Source organism: Aureibaculum luteum, assembly GCF_003449015.1.
Taxonomy (GTDB): Bacteria; Bacteroidota; Bacteroidia; order Flavobacteriales; family Flavobacteriaceae; genus Aureibaculum; species Aureibaculum luteum.
Genome location: NZ_QRGD01000006.1, coordinates 221664 through 246241, shown reverse-complemented (window position 1 = coordinate 246241; position 24578 = coordinate 221664). Strand labels below are relative to the sequence as shown.

The following is a 24578-nucleotide window of genomic DNA, read 5'->3' as shown; positions in this document are numbered from 1 at the left end:
ATAAATTAATTAAACTAAATAATATGAGAATCGTAAATATCCTTTTTCTACTTGTGTTAATTGTTAGTTGTAAAACTAAAGAAGTTGCGGAAGAAGAACCGAATAAAAAACCTAACATTTTATTTCTTGCTATTGATGATTTGAGGCCCGAAATAGGAGCATATGGTTCTGAGATAGCCATAACTCCAAATTTAGATAAATTAGCGAGCCAAGGGTTGTTGTTTAACAATGCGTATTGTCAAGAGCCTATTTGTAGCCCTTCAAGAGCTAGTTTAATGACAGGGGCAAGGCCTGAAACTATTAAAGTAATAGAGAATTTTACTTATTTCAGAGATCTTAACCCAGATATTTTAACCTTACCTCAATATTTTTGGGCCAATGGTTATGAAACAACCAGCACAGGGAAAATTTACCATAACGAAAAGTATGGCGATGCCAAATTATCATGGAGTAGAGAGCCTGCATATGATAAAATGACTATAGAAAAAAGTAAAACGCCTGGAGGGTATGCTCTTCCTGAAAATCAAGAACTTTTCAGAAAAAGTACGGCTGAGGTAATAGAAAAATATGGTAAAAATGCACCTAGAAATGGTCTGGGTAAAGGACCTGCTTATGAAAAAGCAGATGTGTTAGATACGTTTTACGAAGACGGATATAATGCAGAGTTGGCCATAGTAACTCTAAAGGATATGTTAGCTGAAAATCCTGATAAACCATTTTTTTTAGGAATGGGGATGAAAAAACCACATTTAGATTGGTTGGCACCAAAAAAATATTGGGATATGTATAACCCTGATGATATTAAATTGGCAACACAAACTTCTGGACCTGAAGATGGTGCAGCAATGGGACTTCATCCATCATTTGAATTAAGAGCAAGATATGGTATTCCTAAAAAAGGGCCAATAAGTGATGAGATGGCAAGAACTTTAAAACATGCTTATTTGGCTAGTGTAAGTTATGTCGATGCTCAAATAGGAAAAATGATAAATGCTTTAGATGAAGCTGGCGTTCGTGATAATACGATAATAATTGTTTGGAGTGATCACGGATGGCATTTAGGAGATATGGGTATTTGGGGTAAAGCAACTAATTATGAAATTGCCACACGTGTTCCATTAATAATATGGACACCAGATATGTCAAAATCGGTACGGGGTGCAAAATCTAATGCCTTGGTAGAGCTTGTTGATATCTATCCTACCATTACAGAATTGGCAGGTCTTCCATTGCCAGAACATTTAGAAGGGCAAAGCTTTGTTCCGTTATTAACTAATCCTAATAAGGAGTGGAAACCAGCAGCTTTTACCCAATTTCCAACACCGGCATTACGTGAATGGGCTGCAAACCCATTGTCAAAAGGTATGAGAGAAACTTATTTCGGACCTTTAATTGAAGAGGTTGAAGGAAAAATAAAAAAACAACAAGGTGATAAATGGGATAGAGACTTGTTTGAAAATTATTTAATGGGGTACACTATGCGAACAGAACAATATCGTTTTATGGTATGGAGAGATTATAGAGACCCAGCTGCAGAACCCGTATTTTTTGAGCTTTATGACCATAAAAATGACCCTAATGAAACGAAGAATATAGCGGATGAAAACCCAGAACTTGTTGCAAAACTTTTGGAACAATTTAATAAAGGTTGGAAAGGTAATATGGCCAATGTAAATCCGTAATAAACACTAGAAATGAAAAGCACAACTATTGCGGTTTTTATTCTGGTACTGTTTTTTCTTTCATGCGAAAAAAGTGAGCATCAGAATAAGATTGATACAGTGATAAAAAATAAGTTTGAACCCGCTTCTGATCTATCTAATAATGGAAATTGGAAATACTTAGAAGCATTAAGTGATGAGTTTGATGCTGTCCAATTAGATGAATCAAAATGGTTAATTCAGGGAAGAAATGGAGTCTTTCAATCTAATTTTAAAGGGAGAGCTCCCTCTCAGTTTTCAACAGAAAATGTAAAATTAGAAGATGGGAAATTGAAGTTAGAAACCAGATGGCAACCCAATTATAATTTTAACCCTAAAGTTGATAAAGATGGAGATCCATATGAAAATATTACTACTGCAGCGGTAATTACAAAAAAGGATCTGCTGTATGGGTATATTGAAGTAAAAAGCAAAGCCGCTGATGCTGAAGTTACAAGTTCGTTTTGGGCAACAGGAAATGGTTCTGAATTTGATTTTTTCGAAATGTTTGGAGATCATAAACAAGCAGAAAAAGAAGCCAACGGAAAAGAACGAGAATTGTGGTGGTCTATTCATGATTGGTCTTCTACAGGTGGAGGTAAAACTACGTATACAGAATATCACGATTTAGGATTTAGAGTAGCTGATGATTTTCATATTTATGGATATGAATGGAGTGAAGAAGGGGTTGCAATTTATATTGATGGCAAGTTGTTTCGTAATGTTTCAAAAGAAACAATAAATGCCCATGACGATGTAAAAAATAATAATGGAGGTAATGGACCTGAGGATAATTTTGTGATTACAAAACCGGTAAAAATCTGGTTTGATCAAGAAACATTTCCATGGCATGGCGTTCCAGATTCAAAGGAAGAAGTTGGAGAAGATGGTGCTGTTGATTTTGAAATTGAGTATATAAGAGTTTGGCAAAAAAAGTAATACGGAAAATAATAAAAAACACATGATTATGAAAAAAATTATATTAATTATAATTGGGGTTGCTACATTCATAGGTGGCTGTTCTCAGCCAAAATCAAAAGAAATAGCGAAAGTTGATAAGCAAGATGAAATTGTAGAAAGACCTAATATTTTAGTGATACTTTGTGATGATCTGGGGTATTCGGATGTTGGTTTTAATGGAGCAAAAGATATTAAGACTCCTACATTAGACAAATTAGCTAAAGACGGAACCATTTTTTCTTCAGCTTATGTTGCACATCCTTTTTGCGGACCGAGTAGAACTAGTTTAATGACTGGGCGATATTCTCATAAAATTGGGGCCCAATTTAACTTACCACCTAATAGTGAGACCATTGGTAAGGGTGTTGATTTGAATGAAACATTTATAAGTAAGGTTTTACAAGAATCTGGTTATGAAACGGGAGTTATGGGTAAATGGCATCTCGGTTCAACGCCTCAATATCATCCTAATAATCGTGGCTTTGATGATTTTTACGGATTCCTTGGTGGTGGACATAAATATTTTCCAGAGGAGTATTTAGCTACTTATGAAAAACAAAAAAAGCAAGGTGTAAAAGTTATTTTTGAATATTTAGTGCCGTTAGAACACAATGGTAAAGAGGTGCGTGAAACCGAATATCTAACAGATGCACTATCTCATGAAGCAATTCGGTTTGTGAAGGATGCGTCAAAAAAAGAAAAGCCATTTTTCTTGTACCTTTCTTATAATGCTCCACATGTTCCTTTAGAAGCAAAGAAGGAAGATTTAGAAAAATTTGCAGCTATTAAAGATGAAAAACGAAGAACCTATGCTGCCATGGTCTATGCTGTTGATCGCGGTGTAAATGAAATTGAAGAGGCCTTAAAGGCAACGGGACAGTTTGAGAATACGCTAATTGTTTTCTTAAGTGATAATGGAGGTAAGACTACCCAAGGAGCTACCAATTATCCTTTAAGTAAGGGTAAAGGCAGTACTCAAGAGGGTGGTTATAGAGTGCCTATGTTTTTTCATTGGCCAAATAAAGTGCCAGCTGGAAAACGTTTTGACTATCCCGTATCTGCTTTAGATTTTTATCCAACTTTTGCAGGACTTGCAAATGCTAAAATTCCTGAAGGAAAAAAGCTAGATGGAAAAGATATTTGGAATGACTTTTTAGCTGGAAAAAATGCACACAAAGATGAGAATATTTATGTTTTACGTCATCGTGAAGGGTATACCGATGTTGGTGCAAGGCATAATCAATGGAAAGCATTAAAAGTTGAGCAAAAACCTTGGCAATTATTTAATATAGATGAAGATTTAGCTGAAAAAAATGACCTAAGTGATAGTCATCCTGACATCTTAAAGGAACTCGTGTTAAAGACGGAAGAATGGAGTAAAACACATATGCAACCAAAATGGTTTCACGATGAAAAAACAGGCATAGAATGGAGAAAAGATAGTATGCCTCATTTTGATAAAACCTTTAGTCTAATACCTTAATTCATTGATTTTTTAAGATGATAAAAGGGGTAATATATGATTAGTTTAAGATAAAATTGTGAATATTAACGAGTAAGAAATGGTTAATTTTATTTCTTAAAATTAAAGGTTAATTGTTTGCTTAATAAAGGCTGCATTAATAAAGATTATAATTATGACAATTGAAAAAATAGAAGCATTTGTCCTTAAAGACACACTATCAAAAAGTTTTTTCTTTTCGCAATGGGAATATTCCGAACGGTGTATATGTATTGTTAAAGTAACAGCATCTAATGGCCAGTATGGTTGGGGCGAAGCTTATGGTCCTGCAACAATGGTACAAGCTGGTATTAAACTTTTAAAACCCACCGTTATTGGTGAAAACCCGTTAGAAAATGAAGTCATTTGGAACAAAATGTACCGAAAGACCTTAGATTTTTCTAGACGTGGTGTATACATGGCCTCTTTAAGTGCAATTGATATTGCTATTTGGGATTTAAAAGGTAAAATTTTAAATCTTCCTGTTTCAACTTTATTAGGTGGAGCTCATAGAAAAAAAATACAACCCTATGCAACAGGTTTATATTTTACAAATCATAACGATTTTTCGGATGGTTTTGTTGAAGAAGCTAAACTTTATGTTTCTCAAGGATATAAAGCTATAAAAATGAAAGTTGGTCTTGGTATTAAACAAGATGTAGCTAATGTTAAATTAATTAGAGAAACTATAGGGCCAGATATACAACTTATGGTCGATTCTAATCATGCCTATACGTTTAGAGAAGCCGTTGAACTTTTAAGAAAAATAGAAAAATATGATATCGCTTGGTTTGAAGAGCCAATTTCACCTGAGTTTTATGAACAATATAACGAGTTAAGACAACGAACAAGTATTCCTATAGCTGGTGGCGAATGTGAATATTTAAGATTTGGCTTTAATGAGTTAATCAAAAATAAATCAGTAGACATTCTTCAGCCAGATATTTGTGCAAGTGGAGGTTTAACTGAAGCAAAAAGAATAGCAGCTTTAGCAAGTACAAATGGTATTGATTTAATACCTCACACATGGGGTACTTCAATTGGCTTGCATGTAGCTTTGCATTTTATAGCGAATATAGAATCTATTCCTGGAAGAATGTATCAACCCGATTTTTTGATGGAATTTGATCAAACAGAAAATGGTTTAAGAGACAATTTATCGTTCCCAAAATTAAAGATGAAAGATGGTATGTTAGAAGTTCCTAATAGGCCAGGATTAGGTATTGATATAGATGAGGAAGTTTTACGTAAGTATGCAATCTGTGAAACATCTAAACAAGATGTAATTGAAAAATATTAAAATAAAAAACGAATGAAAACTCAAAATTTCGGGTATAAAAAATTATACATTGATGGTCAATTAGTTGATGCGGTTAGTGGGGAAAGAGAAGATGTTATTTGCCCTGCAACAGGAGAAGTAATTGCACAGGTAGCTAAAGCGGGAAAACCAGATGCCGAAAAAGCATTGATATCATCACAAAAAGGTTTTAAATTTTGGTCTAAACTTTCATTAGAAGAAAGAACAGTATGGATGCTTAAATTGCGTGATGCGATTTTAGAAAAAGAAGACGAGTTAAGAAATGCCATGGTGCATGAAATGGGAAAAACCTATGCAGGTTCTGAAGAAGATATTTTAAGACTTACAGAAGCATTAGAATGGTATCCTAATGCAATGAAAAATATGAGGGAAGAACAGATTCCTGATTATGAAGGAACACATACGCATAAAATGATTTCTAAACCAGCAGGAGTGGCCTTAGCTTATTTAGCATGGAACTTTCCGTTATTAAATGTTGGTTATAAAATAGGGCCAGCATTAGCTTCTGGTTGTTCTTTAATCATAAAACCGTCCACATTAGCACCATTATCAGCCTATATGGTTGGTGAAATTTTACATAGTATCAATTTTCCGGCAGGAGTTGTTACTATTTTAGCAGGTTCTAGTAGAGAAGTTGCAACACCAATGACTACAAGTAAAATACCAGCAGTAATTACTATGATTGGCTCTACACAAACGGGTCAAAGAATAATTGCTGATAGTACAACTTCAATCAAAAAATTAGGAATGGAATTAGGAGGAAATGCTCCTTTTATTGTTTTTGAGGATGCAGATTTAGATTTAGCTCTAGAACTTGCAATTGGATTGAAATTCGGTAATACAGGTCAAATTTGTGTGGCTGCAAATAGAATTTTTGTTCACAAAAGTATCTATGATAAGTTTTTAAAAGCGTATGTAAAAAGAGCTTCAGAATTAAAAATAGGTTTTGGTGTTAAAGAAAATCAAGATGTTTTTATGGGGCCCTTAGCATCTAGAGATGCTAGAGATAGAATGTTTGAATTAATAGAAGATGCTGTAAGTAAAGGTGCTACATTAGAATATGGAGGTAAGATACCTGAGGAATTACCTGAAGGAGGAAACTGGTTTCAACCAACAATAGTTTCAGGCACTACAACAGAGATGAAATTGTTTAGAGAAGAAATTTTTGGACCAGTAGCAGGTGTAATGCCTTTTGATACTGATGATGAGGTTTTAGAATTAGCAAATGACACAGAATTTGGTTTAGCTTCTTACATTTTTACAAATAATAACAAGAGAATTGAAAGATTTACAGAAGATCTAGAATTTGGAGAAATTCAAATTAATGGTGTAAAATATGCTATTTATTTACCACATGGTGGATTTAAAAATAGTGGTCTTGGACATGACTGTTCTCATCTCGCTTTAGAAGATTATTTAGTTAAAAAACGTGTAACTTCAGCATTATAATTATGAGTAAAAATGTATTACAAAATAGTTTAAAGGAGGGTAAAACGGTATTTGGCCCTTTTTGTAAAATTCAAGATCCTGCAATTGTAGAAATCGCTGCATTAAGTGGTTTTGACTTTGTAATTATTGATATGGAACATGGTCCTTTCAGTATTGAATCGCTTCAGAATATGATTAGAGCTGCTGAAGCTAGAGGAATTACTCCAGTTGTGCGGGTTACAGAAAATTCTGAGACACTAATTCTTAGAACCTTAGATGTTGGTGCTAAGTGCATTCAAATACCTCAAATATGTAAAAAAGCTGATGCTGAAAAGGTAGTAAGGGCTACTAAGTTTTATCCTAAGGGAGAAAGAGGGATGTGTCGTTATGTAAGAGCAGCAGAATATACAAACATTAGTGCTCCAGATCATTTTGGAAAAGCAAATGATGATATTACTACCATTATTCATATTGAAGGAATGGAAGGTATTAACAACTTAGAGGAAATTGCACAAGTAGATGGGATTGATGTGATCTTCTTGGGGCCTTATGACTTATCTCAGTCTTGTGGAGTTCCTGGTCAGGTTAATGACCCTAAAGTAGTTAATGCGATGAAAGGTGCTGTAGAAATAGCTAAAAAGTATGGCAAGTTTATTGGGACTTTTACTGAGTCTCCAGAAAAAGCAAAGATGTGGAAAGATATTGGAGTACAATATATTTCTTATTCGGTAGATGTTGGTTTAGTTATGAATTCTTTTAAAGAAATAACAAGTCAGTTGAAGGGTTGATACAGTCTTTAGTCAATATACCCATAAACACTATTTCTTATATTATTTTTTAACTGGTAGTTATAAATTGCCTTTAACTTAACTTAAAAAGTTGAAGAGTAAATTTCTCATAATTGAGAAATACGTTTTCTGTAGAATAAGCCTATTTTATATAATTATTTCAAAAGCTAATCAGCTTAATTTCCAGTTCAACAAGCCTTAAATGAAAATCATCAATTTTATTGACACTATTGTGTTCACAACATTTTTATATTAACGGATAAGAAGTATTCACAAACTTTGATAGTAAAGTATGGTAAATAATATCTTTTTATGGAACTCAAAAAATTGTCCACGATATTAATTTATTTTAATAATTAAAGAGACTTTTTGCCATTAAATGATATTTTAAATGTTAAAGTATGTTAAAGTTTTTACAATCGGGAGGAATTCGGGAGTCCTATTTTTTCGACCCTTTGGAAGCCCTTTTGAATGCTCAAATCTTTAAATTTTGGTTGTTCTCTCATTGCCCACATCAATCACAATCCCGCAACAGCATAGCTGTTGCGGGATTTTTGTTTTTTCAGAGTGCAAAGCTCGCTTTGCAAAGCTGAGAAAACAAAAATCACAATTAAAAGCGATAGCTTTTAAAAGGATTGTATTTGCAGAAGTGGTCTTACTAGGGATCTACGCAGTTAATCCCATCTAAACGATAATCTCGCTTTACAAAGCAGGAGAGAAATAAAAAATCCCATTAAAAGCGATAGCTTTAAAAGGGATTGTATTTGTAGTAGCGGTCTTCCTAGTGATCAATGAAGTTAATCCTCCTTGCCCACTATATTAAGCCTCAACAATATGTTTATCAAATACTTAAGTTTTTTTTATTTAAAAAATGTATTATTTATGTATTATTGAGCTTTAATTGTGGTATTAAAACTTGAATTTTGAATACTTCTTTAATAAATAGCCTGTTTTAAAACTGTTTATATTATAAATAACTTCAATAAATAATCATATTTATTTCTTTTTCTGAATTTAAATATGAGTATTTAAAATAAATGACTGCACTAATAGTTGCTCAAGAAAGAATATAGAATGGATATAACGACCTATTAAAAACACGCCAGAATTTATTTCAAGAATCCCGTGATTGTTTTTATTGTGTCTCTGTTATTTTAAAAGGGAACATTTTCTAATGCTTTAAAAGCAAATTGCTTATTTAAAAAATCTTACAATTCATAGATAAAATAGCCCCCATCATTGATTTTACTTTTAAATGAAATTTAGAGGTCTTTTCTTTATAGTGTAAATCAAAAGGAAGAGAAATGTCTATAGTAAGTATTAACGGTTGTATAGGATGTGAAGAATGCATAAAAAGCTGCCCTACCGATGTTATTAGACTGAATCGAGACACAAAAAAAGCGGAGATTTTATATCCGGAAGATTGCCAGATTTGTCATTTATGCCGTATGTATTGTCCAGTTGACGCTATCACTATTTCGCCTGAAAAATCAATACCAGTAATTGTATCATGGGGTTAATTATGAATAAGGAAAGTAAAATATACAAATTATTACCACTTATCTTGGTATTTGTCGGTGTACCTTTATTGCTTTGGGCTTTAGGTGAATTTCCTAAACGGTCGGTATTTAAGGAATTGTTATCGCTAATCATCATTTTAACCTTTAGTCTGTTATTGGGACAATTCTTTTTAACAAGAACAAATAAAATTCTGGTAAAACAAATAAAAATGTCTAGTGTACTTAAAATACACAAATTCATAGGTTATGTGTTTATTATCATTATTATGGCACATCCTTTTTTTATAATTCTTCCGAAATTTTTTGACAACACTAAAACGCCGTTTGAAGCATTTACAATTTTGCTTACTAGTTTTAATAGTTTGGGCATTGTTTTGGGCATGGTTGCCTATATGATTATGCTTATTATTTTAATAACCTCCTTCTTTAGGTTTAAACTGCATTTACAATATAGAACTTGGAGAAAAGTTCACGGTTATTTGGCCATGCTTTTTATTATAACTGCAACGTCACATGTTATCAACATAGGACGTTATAATAGTACTTCATTTTCAATTTATTATTTAATTGTTGTTGCAAGCGGAATATTTTATCTATTGAGAATCTACCTTTTTAAATCTACCAAAAAAGTGATAAAAAATGACTGAATCAAAAAGAAAGAATAGTATATCACGTCGAAGTTTTATAGCATTGGCAGGAGGTGCTGCTGGTGCCGCCGCTGTAGCCTCCTTAGGATTACATCTAGATTGGGAAACAAATAATCCAAAAGTAGATATAGATGCTTTAGGTCTTGATACGTTCAAAACAGAAGTTCTGGTGATAGGAAGTGGTATGGCAGGATTGTTCGCTGCAGTTAAAGCACATGATGCTGGGGCCAAAGTGTTGATGGTTTCAAAAGGAAGACTAGGCTCATCTGGTCTAACCCCTTTTGCAAAAGGGATTTTTGCTTATGACCCGGCCAAAGAAACATTGAGCATTGATGAATTTGTTGCAGCAGTTTCGCGTTCAGCTTTAGGCACTAACAATCCTGTTTATACAAGGCAAATGGCAGAACATTCATTGGCTAGGGTAAACGAACTCAAAGAATGGGGGTTTTTCGATTCTACGCTATATAATAAAAGTTTTAGCAAACCTATTGAAGAACGTAATATTCCAATTCAAGAGCGTGTTACCATAACACATTTAGTTAAAGAAAATAATAAACTTGTTGGAGCAGCAGGTTTTAGTATAGATAAAGAAAAAGTCATTATTTATGAAGCTAAAAGTATCATTTTATGTACTGGGTCGGGTGGTTTTAAACCCAATGGTTTCCCAATCTGTGATCTTACGCATGATGGTACTGTAATGGCTTATAATATTGGTGCCAAAGTTACTGGTAAAGAATGGAATGATGGGCATCCTGGAAAAGCTAAAAATGCAGCTGCTTGTTATGATGGTTGGGGAGACATGTTCGAACAAAAACCCGGCACCACAGGTATAGAAGTGCACCATGATTTAGGAGTTGATATGAATTATGTTGCTTATACAAATGGAAGTCCTCTAAAAATGGGACCTCCGGGGTCTGGAGAAAAGACTGAAGTTAGTGGTGGACCTTTTGTCCCTGAAGAATTTAGTCGTCAAAATTCAAAACCACCTGATAATGGAGATAGAAAACCGCCAAAAGGAGGTCATGGAGATGGAGCACCTCCTGGAATGGGAGGAAGTATTGTGGGAGGATCTTCAGCCGGCATGGCTATACATAAATCTGAAGGCTTGGTGCCTATTAATGATCAATGCGAATCAAATATTCCTGGGCTATACGCCGCAGGTGATGCCTTAGGTTCTTATATGTCCGGGGGTATCTATACGCAGATTGGTTCATCATTGTCAGGATCTGCAGTTCAGGGCGGCGTTGCAGGAGAAGCAGCGGCCAACTATTGTAAGAACGTTGAAATTTCACATATTTCAACATCAAAAATTGAGGAAATACAGGAGGAAATTTTAGCTCCTTTAAAAAGAGAAGCTGGTTATAGTCCCGCTTGGGTAACACAAACGTTGCAAGGTATTGTAATACCTAACTTTGTATTGTACATTAAGAAAGAGAATATGTTAAAGGCGGCCTTAGCTTATGTAGAAGAGTTAAGAGATCACCATATGCCCATGCTTAGAGCTGCAAATATGCACGAACTGAGATTAGCTCATGAAACTGCTAATATGATTGTAAGTGCAGAAATGAAACTAAAGGCATCCTTAATGCGAAAAGAAAGTAGATGTAGTCATTATCGTTTGGATTATCCTGAAATGGATCCTGAAAATTGGGAGGCCTGGATCAATATATTTAAAGGGGATGATGGAACCATGCAATTTGAAAAACAACCTTTTAACAGTTGGTCTGCTTAAGATATTTACAAATAAGTTTTTTTCATATTCATTTGAGTTAGTTAGAAAGGATCGGTCTATTTTTTAGGTCGATCCTTTTAATTTATAATACTTCTAAAGAGTTCAATTTCTATATTTTTAACCCAATCTTATTACTAAAGTTCGTTGATGTTTATGCCCAATTGGTAGATGAAAAAGTCCTAAACAATGATTGCTTTTTTCAGTGAACATTCGCTATACTTTCTTTGTGCCATTAATTAGTAATAAATAATATAATACTAAGAAAATAAAGACATGAAAACGACAACAAAATTATTAAGCTTAATTTTCGTAACTGTGTTATTTTTAGCAATAACAAGTTGTGATGAAGATGAAGATGATATTGTATCAACATCAGAAGATATACTAATAGCAAATACAAATAAATCTGGCACGGCTGAAGGAGATATCAATAACACAGGTGCCGATGAAGATGATTTAGTAGAAAATGCTACTTTTGAAAATACAGTTCAAATTGTATTTTCAAATACATCAGCAACCATCACAAACCCCGTTCCTGATGATGTGGTAATTACACAGGATGGAGCTGATGTGACCATTAATTCATCTATCTCAAAAGTGGCTTATGAAATATCAGGTATAACAACCGATGGTATGTTAAAAGTTTATAGTGATAAAAAATTCAAATTATCATTAAATGATTTAAGTATTACCAATACCGATGGTCCGGCCATTAATATCCAATCAAAAAAAACAATTTTTGTTGAATTAGAAGGTACAAACAATTTAACTGATGCAACCAGTTATAGCAATATTCCTGATGATGAAGACGCAAAAGCAGCCTTTTTTAGCGAAGGGCAATTGGTTTTTAGCGGATCAGGAGCTCTAAATGTGGTAGGAAATTACAAGCATGGTATTGCAAGTGATGATTATATTAGGGTAATTAGTGGAACAATTACGGTATCTCAAGCGGCTTCTGATGGTATCCATACTAACGATTACATCATTGTAGATGGCGGTATGCTTAATTTAACAGCAGATAGCGACGGTATGGATTGTAATGAAGGGTATATAATAATCAACAATGGAACATTCAATATCAATGCCGTAGATGATGGCATTGCAGCATCATATGACATTGACGATGAGGATGAGCCAGATGATACTATTACACCTAATGTAACTATAAATGGAGGTGATTTTGTGATAAAGACTTCTGAAGGTGAAGGTATAGAATCTAAAGGAATAATGACCATAAATGACGGTACAATTAGCATCAATTCATACGATGACGGTCTTAATGCGGGTGACAACATATATATTAATGGAGGAAATATTTATGTTTACGCCACGCTTAATGATGCCATTGATAGTAACGGAGGAATTACCGTTACAGGTGGTACAACCATTGCCATAGCAGTTCGTACCGATGAGCCCGATGGTAGTTTTGATTGTGATGATAATATATTTAAAATAACTGGAGGAACCATTTTAGGGTTGGGATTAAATACATCCTTTCCAACAGAAAGTGAAAGCACGCAAAACACAGTAATTTTAGATGGAGTTAGTGCAAATACCATATTAAATATTCAATCAGAAGATGGAACAGAAGCTCTTACTTATCAAGTACCATTTAGTGTTAAAACAATTATTTATTCCAATGCGAAATTAGAAACAGGCGAAACCTATAACATTTACACAGGAGGAACTGTAAGCAATGGTACAGAAATTAACGGTTTATACACTTCTGGAACTTATAGCGGAGGAACAAATTCAAGTGATTCATTTATTATAAATAGCACAGTAACACAAATTGGTGGAGAACTAGGGCCAACAGGAGAGCCTGGAGAAGGTGGAGGACCTGGAGGGCCTGGAGGTAATTAATCACTTTACTGAAACCATAATGAAGTAGTATGGTTCTTCCTATTAGGAAAATAAAAATTTTCATTTGAGTTAGTTAGAAAGGGTCGGTCTATTTTTTAGGTCGATCCTTTTATTATATAACACAACTAAAGAATTCAATTTCTTCATTTTTAACCTAAAATTATCAATCATGTTCCTTGGTATTTATACCCAATTGGTAGATGAAAAAGTCCCAAACATTGATTGCTTTTTTGAATGAACAATAGCTATCCTTTCTTTGCACCATCAAATAGTAATACATAAAACCATTCTAAAAATACCAAACATGAAAACAACAGATGTAAAAACAACAAAACTATTTAGCTTATTTTTTGTAGCGATGTTATTCTTAACAATAACAAGTTGCGATGATGATGATAAAATTACAGATGAAACAACCGAAGAAAATTTACCTAATATTTCTGGTTTCCCTATTGTTGGAACCAACCAAACAAAATTCTTTAATAATACAACAGAAACTACAACTCAATCTGTAGGTGATGATTTTTATGGTCAGAATGCAAATTATCCGGGTGAAACACCAAATTATGAAGATAATGGAGATGGTACAGTGACTGATATGGTTACAGGGTTAATGTGGGAACAGTCTTTTGACCACAATGGTGACGGTAGTATTGATGCTGATGACAAATTATCATACGCTGACATACTTGCCGTTGTAAACACTACTTCTACAGGGGGCTATAGCGATTGGCGTGTTCCTACAATTAAAGAGATGTATTCTCTTATGATGTTTAGCGGTCGCGATATAAGTTCTGTTCAAGGAGACGATACTTCAGGTTTAATTCCTTTTATTAATACCAATTACTTCGACTTTGCTTATGGTGATACAAGTGCTATGGAACGCTTAATTGATGTGCAATGTGCTACTACAGCAGTTTATGTAAGTGATGAGGTTAGTGAAACCGTTTTTGGAGTTAATCTTGCTGATGGTCGAATAAAAGGCTATGGAACTGGTTTTAATGGTGGGGACAAAATGTTTAATTACTTATTGGTACGCGGACGTGAAACTTATGGCGTAAACGAATATACTGATAATGGTGATGGTACAATTTCTGATACAGCAACAGGTCTAATGTGGATGCAAGATGACAGCGGAACTAGCATGGTTTGGCAAGATGCATTAAGTTATGCGGAGAACTTTGAATATGATGGATATACGAATTGGCGTTTACCCGATGCAAAAGAATTACAAGGAATTGTAGATTATACAAAATCTCCAGCAACATCTAATTCTGCAACTATTGATGATGTCTTTGATAGCACGGTAATTCAGAATGAAGCTGGTGAAGATGATTATCCTTGGTATTGGAGTAGTACAACCCACGAAGCCGAGTCTGCAGATATGCAAGGTGGATGGGGAGTATACATAGCTTTTGGACGCTGTATGGGTAATATGGGGACTGATACATGGACAGATGTTCATGGTGCAGGAGCCCAACGAAGTGACCCTAAAGATGGAGACCCAAGTGAATTTGAAGAGGGACATGGCCCACAAGGAGATGCGGTAAGAATATACAATTATGTAAGATTAGTAAGAGATATAAATTAAGTCTTAAAAACAATAAAAAATACCATTGAAAACAACCTTTCAAAAGTTGTTTATTTAAGGCATTTTGTAAAGAATTATTTTTCATAGTTAATTTGAGTTAGTTAGAAAGGGTCGGTCTATTTTTTAGGTTGATCCTTTAATTATATAACACATCTAAAGAATTCAATTTCTTCATTTTTAACCTAAAATTATCAATCATGTTCCTTGGTGTTTATGCCCAATTGGTAGATGAAAAAGTCCCAAACATTGATTGCTTTTTTGAATGAACAATAGCTATCCTTTCTTTGCACCATCAAATAGTAATACATAAAACCATTCTAAAAATACCAAACATGAAAACAACAGATGTAAAAACAACAAAACTATTTAGCTTATTTTTTGTAGCGATGTTATTCTTAACAATAACAAGTTGCGATGATGATTATGACACAATTTCAGAAACCGATACTGATACAGAACTAACAATAAACGACTATCTACAGATTGCAACGGGACAAGTTACTTTATATGATAATGACGGGGCAGTGGTGAGTAACATAAGTTCTGGTGAAGAATTTTACGGACAAGATGCTAATTATTTAAAGGGAGCTTCAATGGATTATGCCGATAATGGAGATGGAACAATAACTGACAACAACACGGGGTTAATGTGGCAACAAGTTCCTTCATCAGATGATTATACTTGGCAAGAAGCAATAGACTATTGTGATGATCTAGAGCTTTCCGGTTATAATGATTGGCGGATGCCTACTTTAAAAGAACTCTTTTCGATTAGTGATTTTAGTTCAGGATGGCCATATTTAGATACTGATTATTTTAATTTGGCAAGTGGTGAGGTAACCAAAGATGAACAATTTTGGGCCAACAACTATTATGTAGGTGTAACTGTTGAAGGCGGTAGTAATGCAGCCTTTGGTGTAAACCATGTTACAGGGCATATAAAGGCATATTCAGCGACAGCAAGCGGTCCTGTTGGTGGTAAATATGTTAGAGCTGTACGTGGTGGCGATTATGGAACTAATGTATTTACCGATAATGGAGATGGTACAATAAGTGATGCTAACACTGGTTTAATGTGGGCACAAGATGATGATGGAATTACCTTAGACTGGGAAGATGCTTTAATATATGCTGAAAGTTCAGAATTAGCAGGTTATTCAAATTGGCGATTGCCAAATGTAAAAGAATTGCAAGGAATTGTTGATTATTCCTATTCCCCAACAGCAACTGACGCTTCAAAGGTGGGGCCTGCAATTGACCCTCTATTTTCTTGTACACAATTGTCCAGCGATGTTCAAGAAGCGGGGTATGATGATGATTATGGTTATTATTGGACAGGTACTTCTGCTCCATTTACGAGTGGCGAACCTTACTATTATGCCTGGTATGTTGCTTTTGGTAGAGCTGTAAATGGCGAAGGTGAAGATTTTCACGGAGCAGGTGCGGTAAGATTTGACACCAAGGATGAAGACGGGCCAGCAGGAGAGGATGCTGAACGTTATTATAATAATGTAAGATTAGTAAGAGATATAAATTAATCAATAAATATAAACACATGAAAATTCAAAAAATAACAAAGACAATATTGATTTTAGGGATAGCACTGATTTCAGTTGGAGTTTATGCTCAACCAGGAGGTGATAGAGGTCAAGAGGGCCCTCCAAAACTTCCTTCAGACAAAGAAATAGTAACTATGGTCAGTGATTTAGCTACAGATATTGATTTGTCAGATTTACAAGAAGCGACTGTCTTGCAGCTTTATAAAGATCATTTCACAGAAGTTAAAGAGAAAACAAAATCTGGAAGACCTAAAAGGGAAGAAATGGAATCCTTAAAATCAGATTTTGAAGCTAAAGTCAAAGAAGCATTAACTGAAGATCAGGAAAAACTTTATATAAATTATTTGAAAAAAAATCAATCTCCAAAAAGGAAAATGAGATAATATTTGAGTTAGGTTAGTTTATCCCCATGTTTAAAAGTTTTATGAAATTTATAAACATGGGGATTTTTTCCATTTCGTAGATAAAATCATCCATTTCATTGATTTCTTTTTATTTCATGACACAAAATTCGGTGTTTTGCAGTATTAATTTAATCAATAACATCATAAAGAATAATTAATTATGAAATGAGCATGTTCAGAGCGTTGTCACCCAAGGGAATGATCAATAGCGAACTGTCCCGATGCTTCGGGATGACCATTTAAAAATAATAAATATAAGACACATGAAAAAAGTAAATTTAAGAATTCCACTCCTAGTTAATGTTTTGTTTATAGCCACTTTCTTATTTGTAAGTTGCTCTGATGACGATTCAGTTACGGAAACAGAAGTAGCAACACAAGTAGGGGTAACTTTAGATGATCCAGATTTTGACCCCACAGATTGGACAGACGCAACACATAGTAAAAGTGCAGATGCAGATTTTGATGAGGTATTTGATAATACTACAGTAAAAAGATTTGATTTTGTAATTTCTGAAAGTAATTGGGAAGCCATGCTAGTAGATATGACAAGTCTTTATGGAACTTTTGGTCAAAATAGTAGTGGTCCTGGAGGGTTAAGTGATGTTGACGAAGACCCAATATTTGTACCCGGAGAAGTTTTCTATAATGGCAAAGAATGGTACAAAGTAGGACTACGTTTTAAAGGTAATTCAAGTTTACAGACTGCTTGGCAATCTGGTATTTTAAAATTGGCATTTAAAATGGATTTTGATGAGTATGAAGATGATTATCCTCAAATAGACAATCAACGATTTTATGGATTCAAAAAATTCAGTTTAAAAAATAATTATGACGATAGCTCATTTTTAAGAGAAAAAGTTGCTGCAGATATTTTTAAGGAGGCGGGGTTAGCAGTTTCTAATACAGCTTTTTATACTCTTTATGTAGATCATGGAGATGGTCCTGAATATTTCGGATTATATACACTGGTAGAAGAGATTGATGATACCGTAATTGATACTCAATTCTCTAGTGACGACGGTAATCTTTACAAACCAGAAGATTATGGAGCTAGTTTTGCAGAAGGTACAATTAATGAGGATGGTTTTGAGAAAAAAACTAATGAAGATGAAGCTGATTGGTCTGATATTCAATCTGTGTTTACAGCTTTGCACGCAACAACACGAACAACAGATCCGGCCTCTTGGAGATTAGGTTTAGATGCAGTATTGGATACTGATGTGTTTTTACATTATTTAGCCGTAAATACGGTAATACAAAATTGGGACACCTATGGTAGAATGGAACATAATTACTATCTATACAATAATCCTGATAATAATCTATTGACGTGGATTCCTTGGGATAATAACGAAGCTTTACAAGAAGGAAAACAAGGAGGTTCTTTAAATTTGAATTTCTCTAGTCTATCAAATAACGATTGGCCTTTAATAGAATATTTATATGCAGATGAGGAATATAAGGCAATTTATGATAATTATGTTCAACAAACTGTAAACGGGCCTTTTTCAACATCTTACATTCAAAATATATATGACACATATGCAACAATAGTTGAGCCCTATGCAACCACTGAAGTTTCTGGATATACATTCTTAAATAGTAGTGGAAGTTTTCAGCAAGCAATTACAACTTTAAAATCGCATGCTTCAAGTCGTGCAACGGCTGTTGGAAAATACTTGAATTAAGATTAGTTTTAATATCTTTGTTTGTACCCAATTTATGAGTATGAACAAAGATATTTTTAATTTTTTATAAAATTTTGCACTTACATTTAAAGAATGAAACTTATTAAAAAGCAATACAATTTTAATTTTTTTGAGCCTTTTATCATTATCGCATTTTGGATATTGTTATTTGCTTCACCGTTGCTTTTTGGCCCCTTTGAAGACGGAATAGACTGGAATCATATTTTTGAAGTCTGGAAAAATAATTTACCACTATTAGGACTGTATTTAATTCACCGGTTTTTATTAATGCCTAAATTGTTTTTTAAGGGTAAAAAGGTCTTTTATTTTGTAATTACATTAGGAATAATTATTACCATTACATCTGTTCTTTACATTTTTGGGGATACTACAGGTCGGCAAAAAATGACTCCTCCAGAACGTGTTGAAAGGCATATTGAAAATTCTCCGCAAAGAATTTCTGAAATGGAACCACCACCACCTCCCCAATCTATAGAAAAAAATGGAGGGCGAATTCCTGTCTATGCCAATTTTATCATCTTAGCAGTATTATTAGTAGGTTTTGATGCAGGGTTGCAAATTTCAATGCGGTGGTCAACACTGGAACAAGAAAAAACGAGTCTTCAAAAAGAAAGTGTAGAAAACCAGTTGGCTTTTTTAAGAAATCAGATCAGTCCTCATTTTTTTATGAATACTTTAAATAATATTCATGCTTTGGTTGACATTGATACCGTAGAAGCTAAAGATGCCATTATTAAACTCTCAAATTTAATGCGTCATTTGCTCTATGATTCAGAAGAAAAATTTACACCCATTAAAAAGGAAGTGAAGTTTATTCAAAGTTATATAGAATTGATGCGACTTCGTTTTTCAGATAAAGTAAAAATCAATGTAGAAATCCCTTCAGAAATCCCTGATACATCAATTCCACCATTATTGTTCACTTCATTATTGGAAAATGCTTTTAAGCACGGAATAAGTTATAATAAAGAATCATTCATTACTATAATTATGAATTTTACAGATGAACAATTGCAGTTTTCAATAGAAAATAGTAATCATGTTAAAGAGCGTGATGGAGCTTCTGGAATTGGTATTGAAAACACTAAAAAAAGATTAGCTTTACTGTTTCAAGAGAGTTTTGATCTGAAAGTTTCAGAAACAAAGGGTATTTATAAAGTTAACTTAAACATTCCAATATGATCAGTTGCATAAACATTGACGATGAACCATTGGCGTTAAAACAAGTTGCGAGTTATATTTGTAAAACACCTTTTTTAGAGCTAAAAGGCAGTTTTGAAAGCCCTCTTGAGGCCATTTCTTTTTTACAAGATAATGCCGTTGATTTAATGTTTGTAGATATAAATATGCCGGATTTAAACGGAATGGATTTTGTAAAATCGTTAAACAGTCCGCCGAAAGTAATTTTTACAACAGCTTACAGTGAATATGCTCTGGAAGGTTTTAAAGTTGATGCATTAGATTATTTGTTAAAACCAATTGATTATGCTACTTTTTTAAAAGCTTCTAATAAAGCAAATGAATGGTTTGGGAATCAACAAAATGAAAAAGAAGAATTAAAAAGTGATGATGATTTCTTATTTATAAAATCTGAATACAAGATTGTAAGAGTTAAATTGGATGACATAAAGTATATTGAAGGTATGCGAGAATATGTTAGAATTCATTTGGTCAATGATAAACCAGTGATGACTCTTCTGAGTATGAAATCGGTTGAAGAGCAACTACCTAAGAATAATTTTATGAGGGTACATCGTTCTTTTATTGTTAATTTAAAAAAAATCACGACTATAGAGCGTAATAGAATTGTTTTTGATAAGATTTATATTCCTGTTAGTGAGCAGCATAAAGAAAAATTTCAAAAATATTTGGATGCTAATTTTTTGGTTTAATAGAAAAATACTCCCGTGATTCTAATGTTGTTGGAATACTCTTAATAGTTGGCATTCTTGATATAAATTCAGTCATGTTGCCATAGTTATCATATTTATATGTTTTTTTATGAAATAATATGCCACCCGATTGATAAACACTTTCTTCAATTATATTTCCATTTTTGTTGTACTTATATATCTGTTTTTCGGATATTGAAGTCCCTGAGTTATAAATCAATCTTTCAATCTTTTTTCCATTTTTATTAAAAAGGTATAAAACCTTATATTCAATATTCCCAGCGGTGTCAAATTAAATTTAACCTGAAGTCATAATAACACAGGGATTCATTTGTCGTAGGTTACTCACTATATTTTACTAGTAAGCTTTTTTTTTATAAATCATCGATAATTGAATTAAAATGAAATACAATTAAAAATTATTCCCTAACAAAATATTCCTTAAACTTTTTCACAAACAACTCATTGTTACCCTGAATAAAAGGAATCAAATAAAACTCATATTGATGGGTTTTAGTCGGGTCAATTTGATATTCTTTTTGTGGTTTAGAATACCAACTGTCATCACCAGCTAAGCCACGTTGCTGTAGGTCAATATTTAACTGGACTAAGTCTTGTTCTTTAATATCAATGGTGTGTTTACTGAAATTTGCATTAGGGTTTTCTTTGGAATAATCTAAGTCTGCAGTAATATCAAAATCTTCATTTGGTGAATGTGAAGCTCCTAACCCTAAGTTTTGTTGGTTACTTTTGGAGGATACTACAAGTAGACCATTTGCATTTTTATCCGCAAAGGCTACCCAGCGAATTCCTGTTTTATAGCCGTTTTCTTGTGGTCTAATATAAGGTACGTACTGATCACTAACGGTAGATTTATACAAATCTGTAATCGCTGCCGCTTTTCTGTCTTGATAATTTTCAAAAGGCCCATTACCGAAAAATGTCATCTGATCAAATTGTTTTTGAATTTGCATACGCATTCCTACTCTAGGGATATCTGATTTTTCTTTACTTGCACTTAAAACATTTCCAATTTTAATAACGCCTGAAGGAAAAATGGTGTAAGTGGACTGAAACTGTGTATCAACTCCTGGTAAATTATAAGTTACGGTAACTACAGATTTTAGAGGATCCGTTTTTTTATCTATAATAAAGTCCTGAACTTTATATTCCAACGAGGCTTTTTTCCAAGCTATATTTTTGACGTGCATAGCATTACCTAAATCATTATCGGTTGGTGCTCTCCAGAAATTCGGTTTCGGACCATTTTCCCCTTTAATATACTGTGTATCTTTATAAGTATAAGTGGTAATTTTTCCTTGAATTTTGTCAAATTCAACCATAAAATCATCATTAAATAATATCAATTTTTGTTTGTCTTCTTTTATATTCACTTTACCAGTTTGGTCAAGGTTAGAAGGTTTCCATTCGGTTTTATTGAGCAATTGAATTTGTTCATGGGCTACTTCAAAATCTGCGGGTAAAATTCCCCATTCATTCTTGGTCTTTGCAGAAATTTCAACAAAATATTCTGTATTTTGTTCGGGTTTTATACTTTCTAATGATATGCGTACTAATTTTGAAGTATGTGGCACAACATCAATACTTTCTATTGGTATTGTTGTAATTACTTTACCATCAGCCTTAATTATAGCTTCAAAATTAAAAAGAGATAAATTGGTAAAATCATATAAGTTTTCAATCAAAACACGGATTTCATTTTTTCTAGTGGTACCTTGGTTTTTAAAATTGATAAACTCATGGGCTTTTTTTACTTCATACAATGCGGGTTGTGGAGTGCGGTCAGGAAATACGATTCCGTTATTTAAAAAGCTATTGTCAGTTGGCATATTTTTACCAAAATCGCCACCATAGGCATAATATTTTTCACCTTTTTCGTTTGTTTTCCATATGGATTGATCAACCCAGTCCCATATAAAACCACCTTGTAGGTTAGGATATTTCTCAATTATATCCCAATAGTCTTGGAAGTTACCTGTGCTATTTCCCATGGCGTGAGCATATTCACTCGGAATAAAAGGGCGGTCTGTTAAATTCTTTCCTATATTTTCAAAAGAGGCAGGACTAGGGTATTGTGGTACGATAATGTCAGTATTCCAATCCATATCAAATAAATTTCCGTCTTCATCTTTATAGGGTCTTTCGTATTGTACAGGTCTTTTTGAAGCGTCTAAACTCTTAATGGCTTTATATCCATCATAAAAATTGATGCCGTTTCCAGCTTCGTTGCCCATACTCCAAATTATAACTGATGCATGATTTTTGTCTCTTGCAACCAAACGTGTCATTCTATCTATATGTGCATTTTTCCATTCTGGTTTTTTAGCTAAAGAATGTTTGCCATAATACATACCATGTGATTCAATATTAGATTCATCAACTACATAAATTCCATATTTGTCACACAATTTATAAAATAATTCTTGCTGAGGATAATGGCTCAATCGAACCGCATTGATGTTGCTTTGTTTCCAAAGTGTAATATCTCTTATAATCTGAGCTTCACTGACCACGTGTCCAGTTTCTGGATTATGTTCTTGTGTGTTCACACCTTTTAAAGTAATTCGTTGACCGTTTAGCAATAATAAACCTTGCTTTATTTCAACTGTTCTAAACCCAATTTTGGTTGGAATGGATTCAATGATATTTCCTTTTTTATCTGAAGTCGTTATCAAAAGAGTATATAAATTGGGGTGTTCAGCTGACCATGATTTTACATTATTAATAGTTGCAGAAAAGATTACTGAACTGGGCTCTGATAATTGAAATTCTTTCGTTTTACTAGTAATTTCTAGGTTATCGTTATCAAGAATTTTATAGTTGACTTTAATTTTTTGTTTTTTTATGTTATGATTTTCTAATTCTATTTTTAAATTGAATTTACCATTCAGGTAAGATGCGTCTAATAAAGATTGTACTTCAAAATCTTTAATGCGAGTTTTGGGTTGTGCATAAAGGTAAACATCTCGCTCAATACCGCTGATTCTCCAGAAATCTTGACATTCCAAATAAGATCCATCTGTCCATCTATAAATTTGTAAAGCAATACTGTTTTTACCAGATTTTAAATGTTTTGTGATATTGAATTCTGCTGGTAATTTACTTCCTTGGGAGTAACCAACATAATTTCCGTTAACCCATAGAAATCCACCAGATTTCATTGCACCAATATGTATAAAAACTTCTTTTTGATCCCAATTATTAGTTAGTTCAAAGTCTTTTCTATAAGAGCCTACTGGATTATAATCATGAGGGACTTTTCCTGGGTTTTTTGGGTATATTCCATCAATAAATTCCATTTCTTTAGAGACAGGTGCTTTAAAATCAGAAAATTCATATTGATGATTTACATATATAGGTATACCATATCCTTCAACTTCCCAGTTGGCAGGTACTTTAATGTCGTCCCAATTTGTGAGGTCCGTATCTGGCTTCATAAAATCTAATGATCTTTGATTGGGTGATTTTACCCATTGAAATTTCCATTGACCATTTAGAGATTGGTAATTTGTAGAAATATTTATATCATTACTTAAAGCTTTATCTGACGAAGTGTAAGAATGAAAAGTAGCATGGCCATTTTCTTTATTCTCAGAAATTACAGCGGGGTTTTCAATATAATGATAAATGTTTTTTTGTAAAACTTGGGAATTTAAAAAAAGGGATGTTAATAATAATAATGGAAAAATAAAACTTTTCATAGTGAGTTAATTGGTTGGGTGGATTCAAACAGTGTATTTGTCAAATTTTAATAATGGGTAAATTTAAAAAGGTCGATTATAAACCAACCATATTCTAAATGAACTCAAATATATTTAAAAAAATAATGTAATGAGGTGTTCACAATAAATTACATCGTAAATGTAATATTGAATAAAGTGCTACCCTACCAATAATTAGATGGATAATGATATTTTTTTTGCCTAAATCAAATATTTATAA

17 protein-coding genes are annotated in these 24578 nt (G+C 33.3%); 16 read left to right on the top strand and 1 reads right to left on the bottom strand.

The window, feature by feature from the left end:
- Positions 1-23 precede the first annotated feature (23 nt).
- From D3P13_RS14865 to D3P13_RS14790, 16 genes are all read left to right on the top strand, one after another.
- Positions 24-1682 carry a sulfatase gene (locus tag D3P13_RS14865; protein ID WP_117883654.1) on the top strand — a complete coding sequence of 553 codons (1659 nt, stop codon included), beginning with the start codon at positions 24-26 and terminating at the stop codon, positions 1680-1682.
- A 12-nt stretch (positions 1683-1694) separates the two neighbouring features.
- On the top strand, positions 1695-2639 hold the full coding sequence (locus tag D3P13_RS14860) for a family 16 glycosylhydrolase (protein WP_117883653.1): 945 nt from the start codon (positions 1695-1697) through the stop codon (positions 2637-2639).
- A gap of 28 nt (positions 2640-2667) precedes the next feature.
- Positions 2668-4143, top strand: a complete 1476-nt coding sequence (locus D3P13_RS14855; RefSeq protein WP_117883730.1) for a sulfatase-like hydrolase/transferase — start codon at positions 2668-2670, stop codon at positions 4141-4143.
- Positions 4144-4297: 154 nt separating this feature from the next.
- On the top strand, positions 4298-5461 hold the full coding sequence (locus D3P13_RS14850) for a mandelate racemase/muconate lactonizing enzyme family protein (protein ID WP_117883652.1): 1164 nt from the start codon (positions 4298-4300) through the stop codon (positions 5459-5461).
- A gap of 12 nt (positions 5462-5473) precedes the next feature.
- A complete protein-coding gene (locus tag D3P13_RS14845; RefSeq protein WP_117883651.1) occupies positions 5474-6928 on the top strand; it encodes an NAD-dependent succinate-semialdehyde dehydrogenase in 1455 nt (484 codons plus the stop codon).
- 2 nt (positions 6929-6930) lie between these two features.
- A complete protein-coding gene (locus D3P13_RS14840; RefSeq protein WP_117883650.1) occupies positions 6931-7695 on the top strand; it encodes an HpcH/HpaI aldolase family protein in 765 nt (254 codons plus the stop codon).
- Between the two features lie 1304 nt (positions 7696-8999).
- On the top strand, positions 9000-9215 hold the full coding sequence (locus D3P13_RS22455) for a 4Fe-4S dicluster domain-containing protein (RefSeq protein WP_117883649.1): 216 nt from the start codon (positions 9000-9002) through the stop codon (positions 9213-9215).
- Between the two features lie 2 nt (positions 9216-9217).
- Positions 9218-9862, top strand: a complete 645-nt coding sequence (locus D3P13_RS14830; protein WP_157972927.1) for a ferric reductase-like transmembrane domain-containing protein — start codon at positions 9218-9220, stop codon at positions 9860-9862.
- The gene (locus D3P13_RS14825) at positions 9855-11594 is read left to right on the top strand and encodes an FAD-dependent oxidoreductase (RefSeq protein ID WP_117883647.1); all 1740 of its coding nucleotides are present in this window, start codon (positions 9855-9857) and stop codon (positions 11592-11594) included. The genes D3P13_RS14830 and D3P13_RS14825 overlap by 8 nt, the downstream gene beginning before the upstream one ends.
- 273 nt (positions 11595-11867) lie before the next feature.
- Positions 11868-13457, top strand: coding sequence for a carbohydrate-binding domain-containing protein (locus tag D3P13_RS14820; RefSeq protein ID WP_117883646.1), 1590 nt, complete (start codon positions 11868-11870; stop codon positions 13455-13457).
- A 304-nt stretch (positions 13458-13761) separates the two neighbouring features.
- Positions 13762-15048, top strand: coding sequence for an Lcl C-terminal domain-containing protein (locus D3P13_RS14815; protein WP_198680039.1), 1287 nt, complete (start codon positions 13762-13764; stop codon positions 15046-15048).
- Positions 15049-15380: 332 nt separating this feature from the next.
- Positions 15381-16586, top strand: coding sequence for an Lcl C-terminal domain-containing protein (locus D3P13_RS14810; protein ID WP_157972926.1), 1206 nt, complete (start codon positions 15381-15383; stop codon positions 16584-16586).
- A gap of 17 nt (positions 16587-16603) precedes the next feature.
- The gene (locus D3P13_RS14805) at positions 16604-16990 is read left to right on the top strand and encodes a hypothetical protein (protein ID WP_117883644.1); all 387 of its coding nucleotides are present in this window, start codon (positions 16604-16606) and stop codon (positions 16988-16990) included.
- A gap of 284 nt (positions 16991-17274) precedes the next feature.
- Positions 17275-18702 (top strand): CotH kinase family protein, encoded by a 1428-nt coding sequence (locus D3P13_RS14800; RefSeq protein WP_232829206.1) that lies wholly within the window; start codon positions 17275-17277, stop codon positions 18700-18702.
- A gap of 93 nt (positions 18703-18795) precedes the next feature.
- Entirely contained in the window at positions 18796-19905 is a 1110-nt protein-coding gene (locus D3P13_RS14795; RefSeq protein ID WP_117883642.1) for a sensor histidine kinase, read from the top strand.
- Entirely contained in the window at positions 19902-20615 is a 714-nt protein-coding gene (locus D3P13_RS14790) for a LytR/AlgR family response regulator transcription factor (RefSeq protein WP_117883641.1), read from the top strand. Before D3P13_RS14795 ends, D3P13_RS14790 begins: the two co-directional genes overlap by 4 nt.
- A gap of 419 nt (positions 20616-21034) precedes the next feature.
- Here D3P13_RS14790 and D3P13_RS14780 read toward each other — a convergent pair whose 3' ends face one another.
- Positions 21035-24337 (bottom strand): glycoside hydrolase family 2 TIM barrel-domain containing protein, encoded by a 3303-nt coding sequence (locus tag D3P13_RS14780; protein WP_117883639.1) that lies wholly within the window; start codon positions 24335-24337, stop codon positions 21035-21037.
- Positions 24338-24578 lie beyond the last annotated feature (241 nt).

Bases quoted from the DNA above. Each gene is read 5' to 3' on its own strand.
- D3P13_RS22455 (WP_117883649.1), top strand. From the start codon at position 9,000: ATGTCTATAGTAAGTATTAACGGTTGTATAGGATGTGAAGAATGCATA.
- D3P13_RS14820 (WP_117883646.1), top strand. From the start codon at position 11,868: ATGAAAACGACAACAAAATTATTAAGCTTAATTTTCGTAACTGTGTTA.
- D3P13_RS14800 (WP_232829206.1), top strand. From the start codon at position 17,275: ATGAAAAAAGTAAATTTAAGAATTCCACTCCTAGTTAATGTTTTGTTT.
- D3P13_RS14855 (WP_117883730.1), top strand. From the start codon at position 2,668: ATGAAAAAAATTATATTAATTATAATTGGGGTTGCTACATTCATAGGT.
- D3P13_RS14830 (WP_157972927.1), top strand. From the start codon at position 9,218: ATGAATAAGGAAAGTAAAATATACAAATTATTACCACTTATCTTGGTA.
- D3P13_RS14815 (WP_198680039.1), top strand. From the start codon at position 13,762: ATGAAAACAACAGATGTAAAAACAACAAAACTATTTAGCTTATTTTTT.
- D3P13_RS14850 (WP_117883652.1), top strand. From the start codon at position 4,298: ATGACAATTGAAAAAATAGAAGCATTTGTCCTTAAAGACACACTATCA.
- D3P13_RS14845 (WP_117883651.1), top strand. From the start codon at position 5,474: ATGAAAACTCAAAATTTCGGGTATAAAAAATTATACATTGATGGTCAA.
- D3P13_RS14790 (WP_117883641.1), top strand. From the start codon at position 19,902: ATGATCAGTTGCATAAACATTGACGATGAACCATTGGCGTTAAAACAA.
- D3P13_RS14840 (WP_117883650.1), top strand. From the start codon at position 6,931: ATGAGTAAAAATGTATTACAAAATAGTTTAAAGGAGGGTAAAACGGTA.
- D3P13_RS14825 (WP_117883647.1), top strand. From the start codon at position 9,855: ATGACTGAATCAAAAAGAAAGAATAGTATATCACGTCGAAGTTTTATA.
- D3P13_RS14795 (WP_117883642.1), top strand. From the start codon at position 18,796: ATGAAACTTATTAAAAAGCAATACAATTTTAATTTTTTTGAGCCTTTT.
- D3P13_RS14810 (WP_157972926.1), top strand. From the start codon at position 15,381: ATGAAAACAACAGATGTAAAAACAACAAAACTATTTAGCTTATTTTTT.
- D3P13_RS14865 (WP_117883654.1), top strand. From the start codon at position 24: ATGAGAATCGTAAATATCCTTTTTCTACTTGTGTTAATTGTTAGTTGT.
- D3P13_RS14805 (WP_117883644.1), top strand. From the start codon at position 16,604: ATGAAAATTCAAAAAATAACAAAGACAATATTGATTTTAGGGATAGCA.
- D3P13_RS14780 (WP_117883639.1), bottom strand. From the start codon at position 24,337: ATGAAAAGTTTTATTTTTCCATTATTATTATTAACATCCCTTTTTTTA.
- D3P13_RS14860 (WP_117883653.1), top strand. From the start codon at position 1,695: ATGAAAAGCACAACTATTGCGGTTTTTATTCTGGTACTGTTTTTTCTT.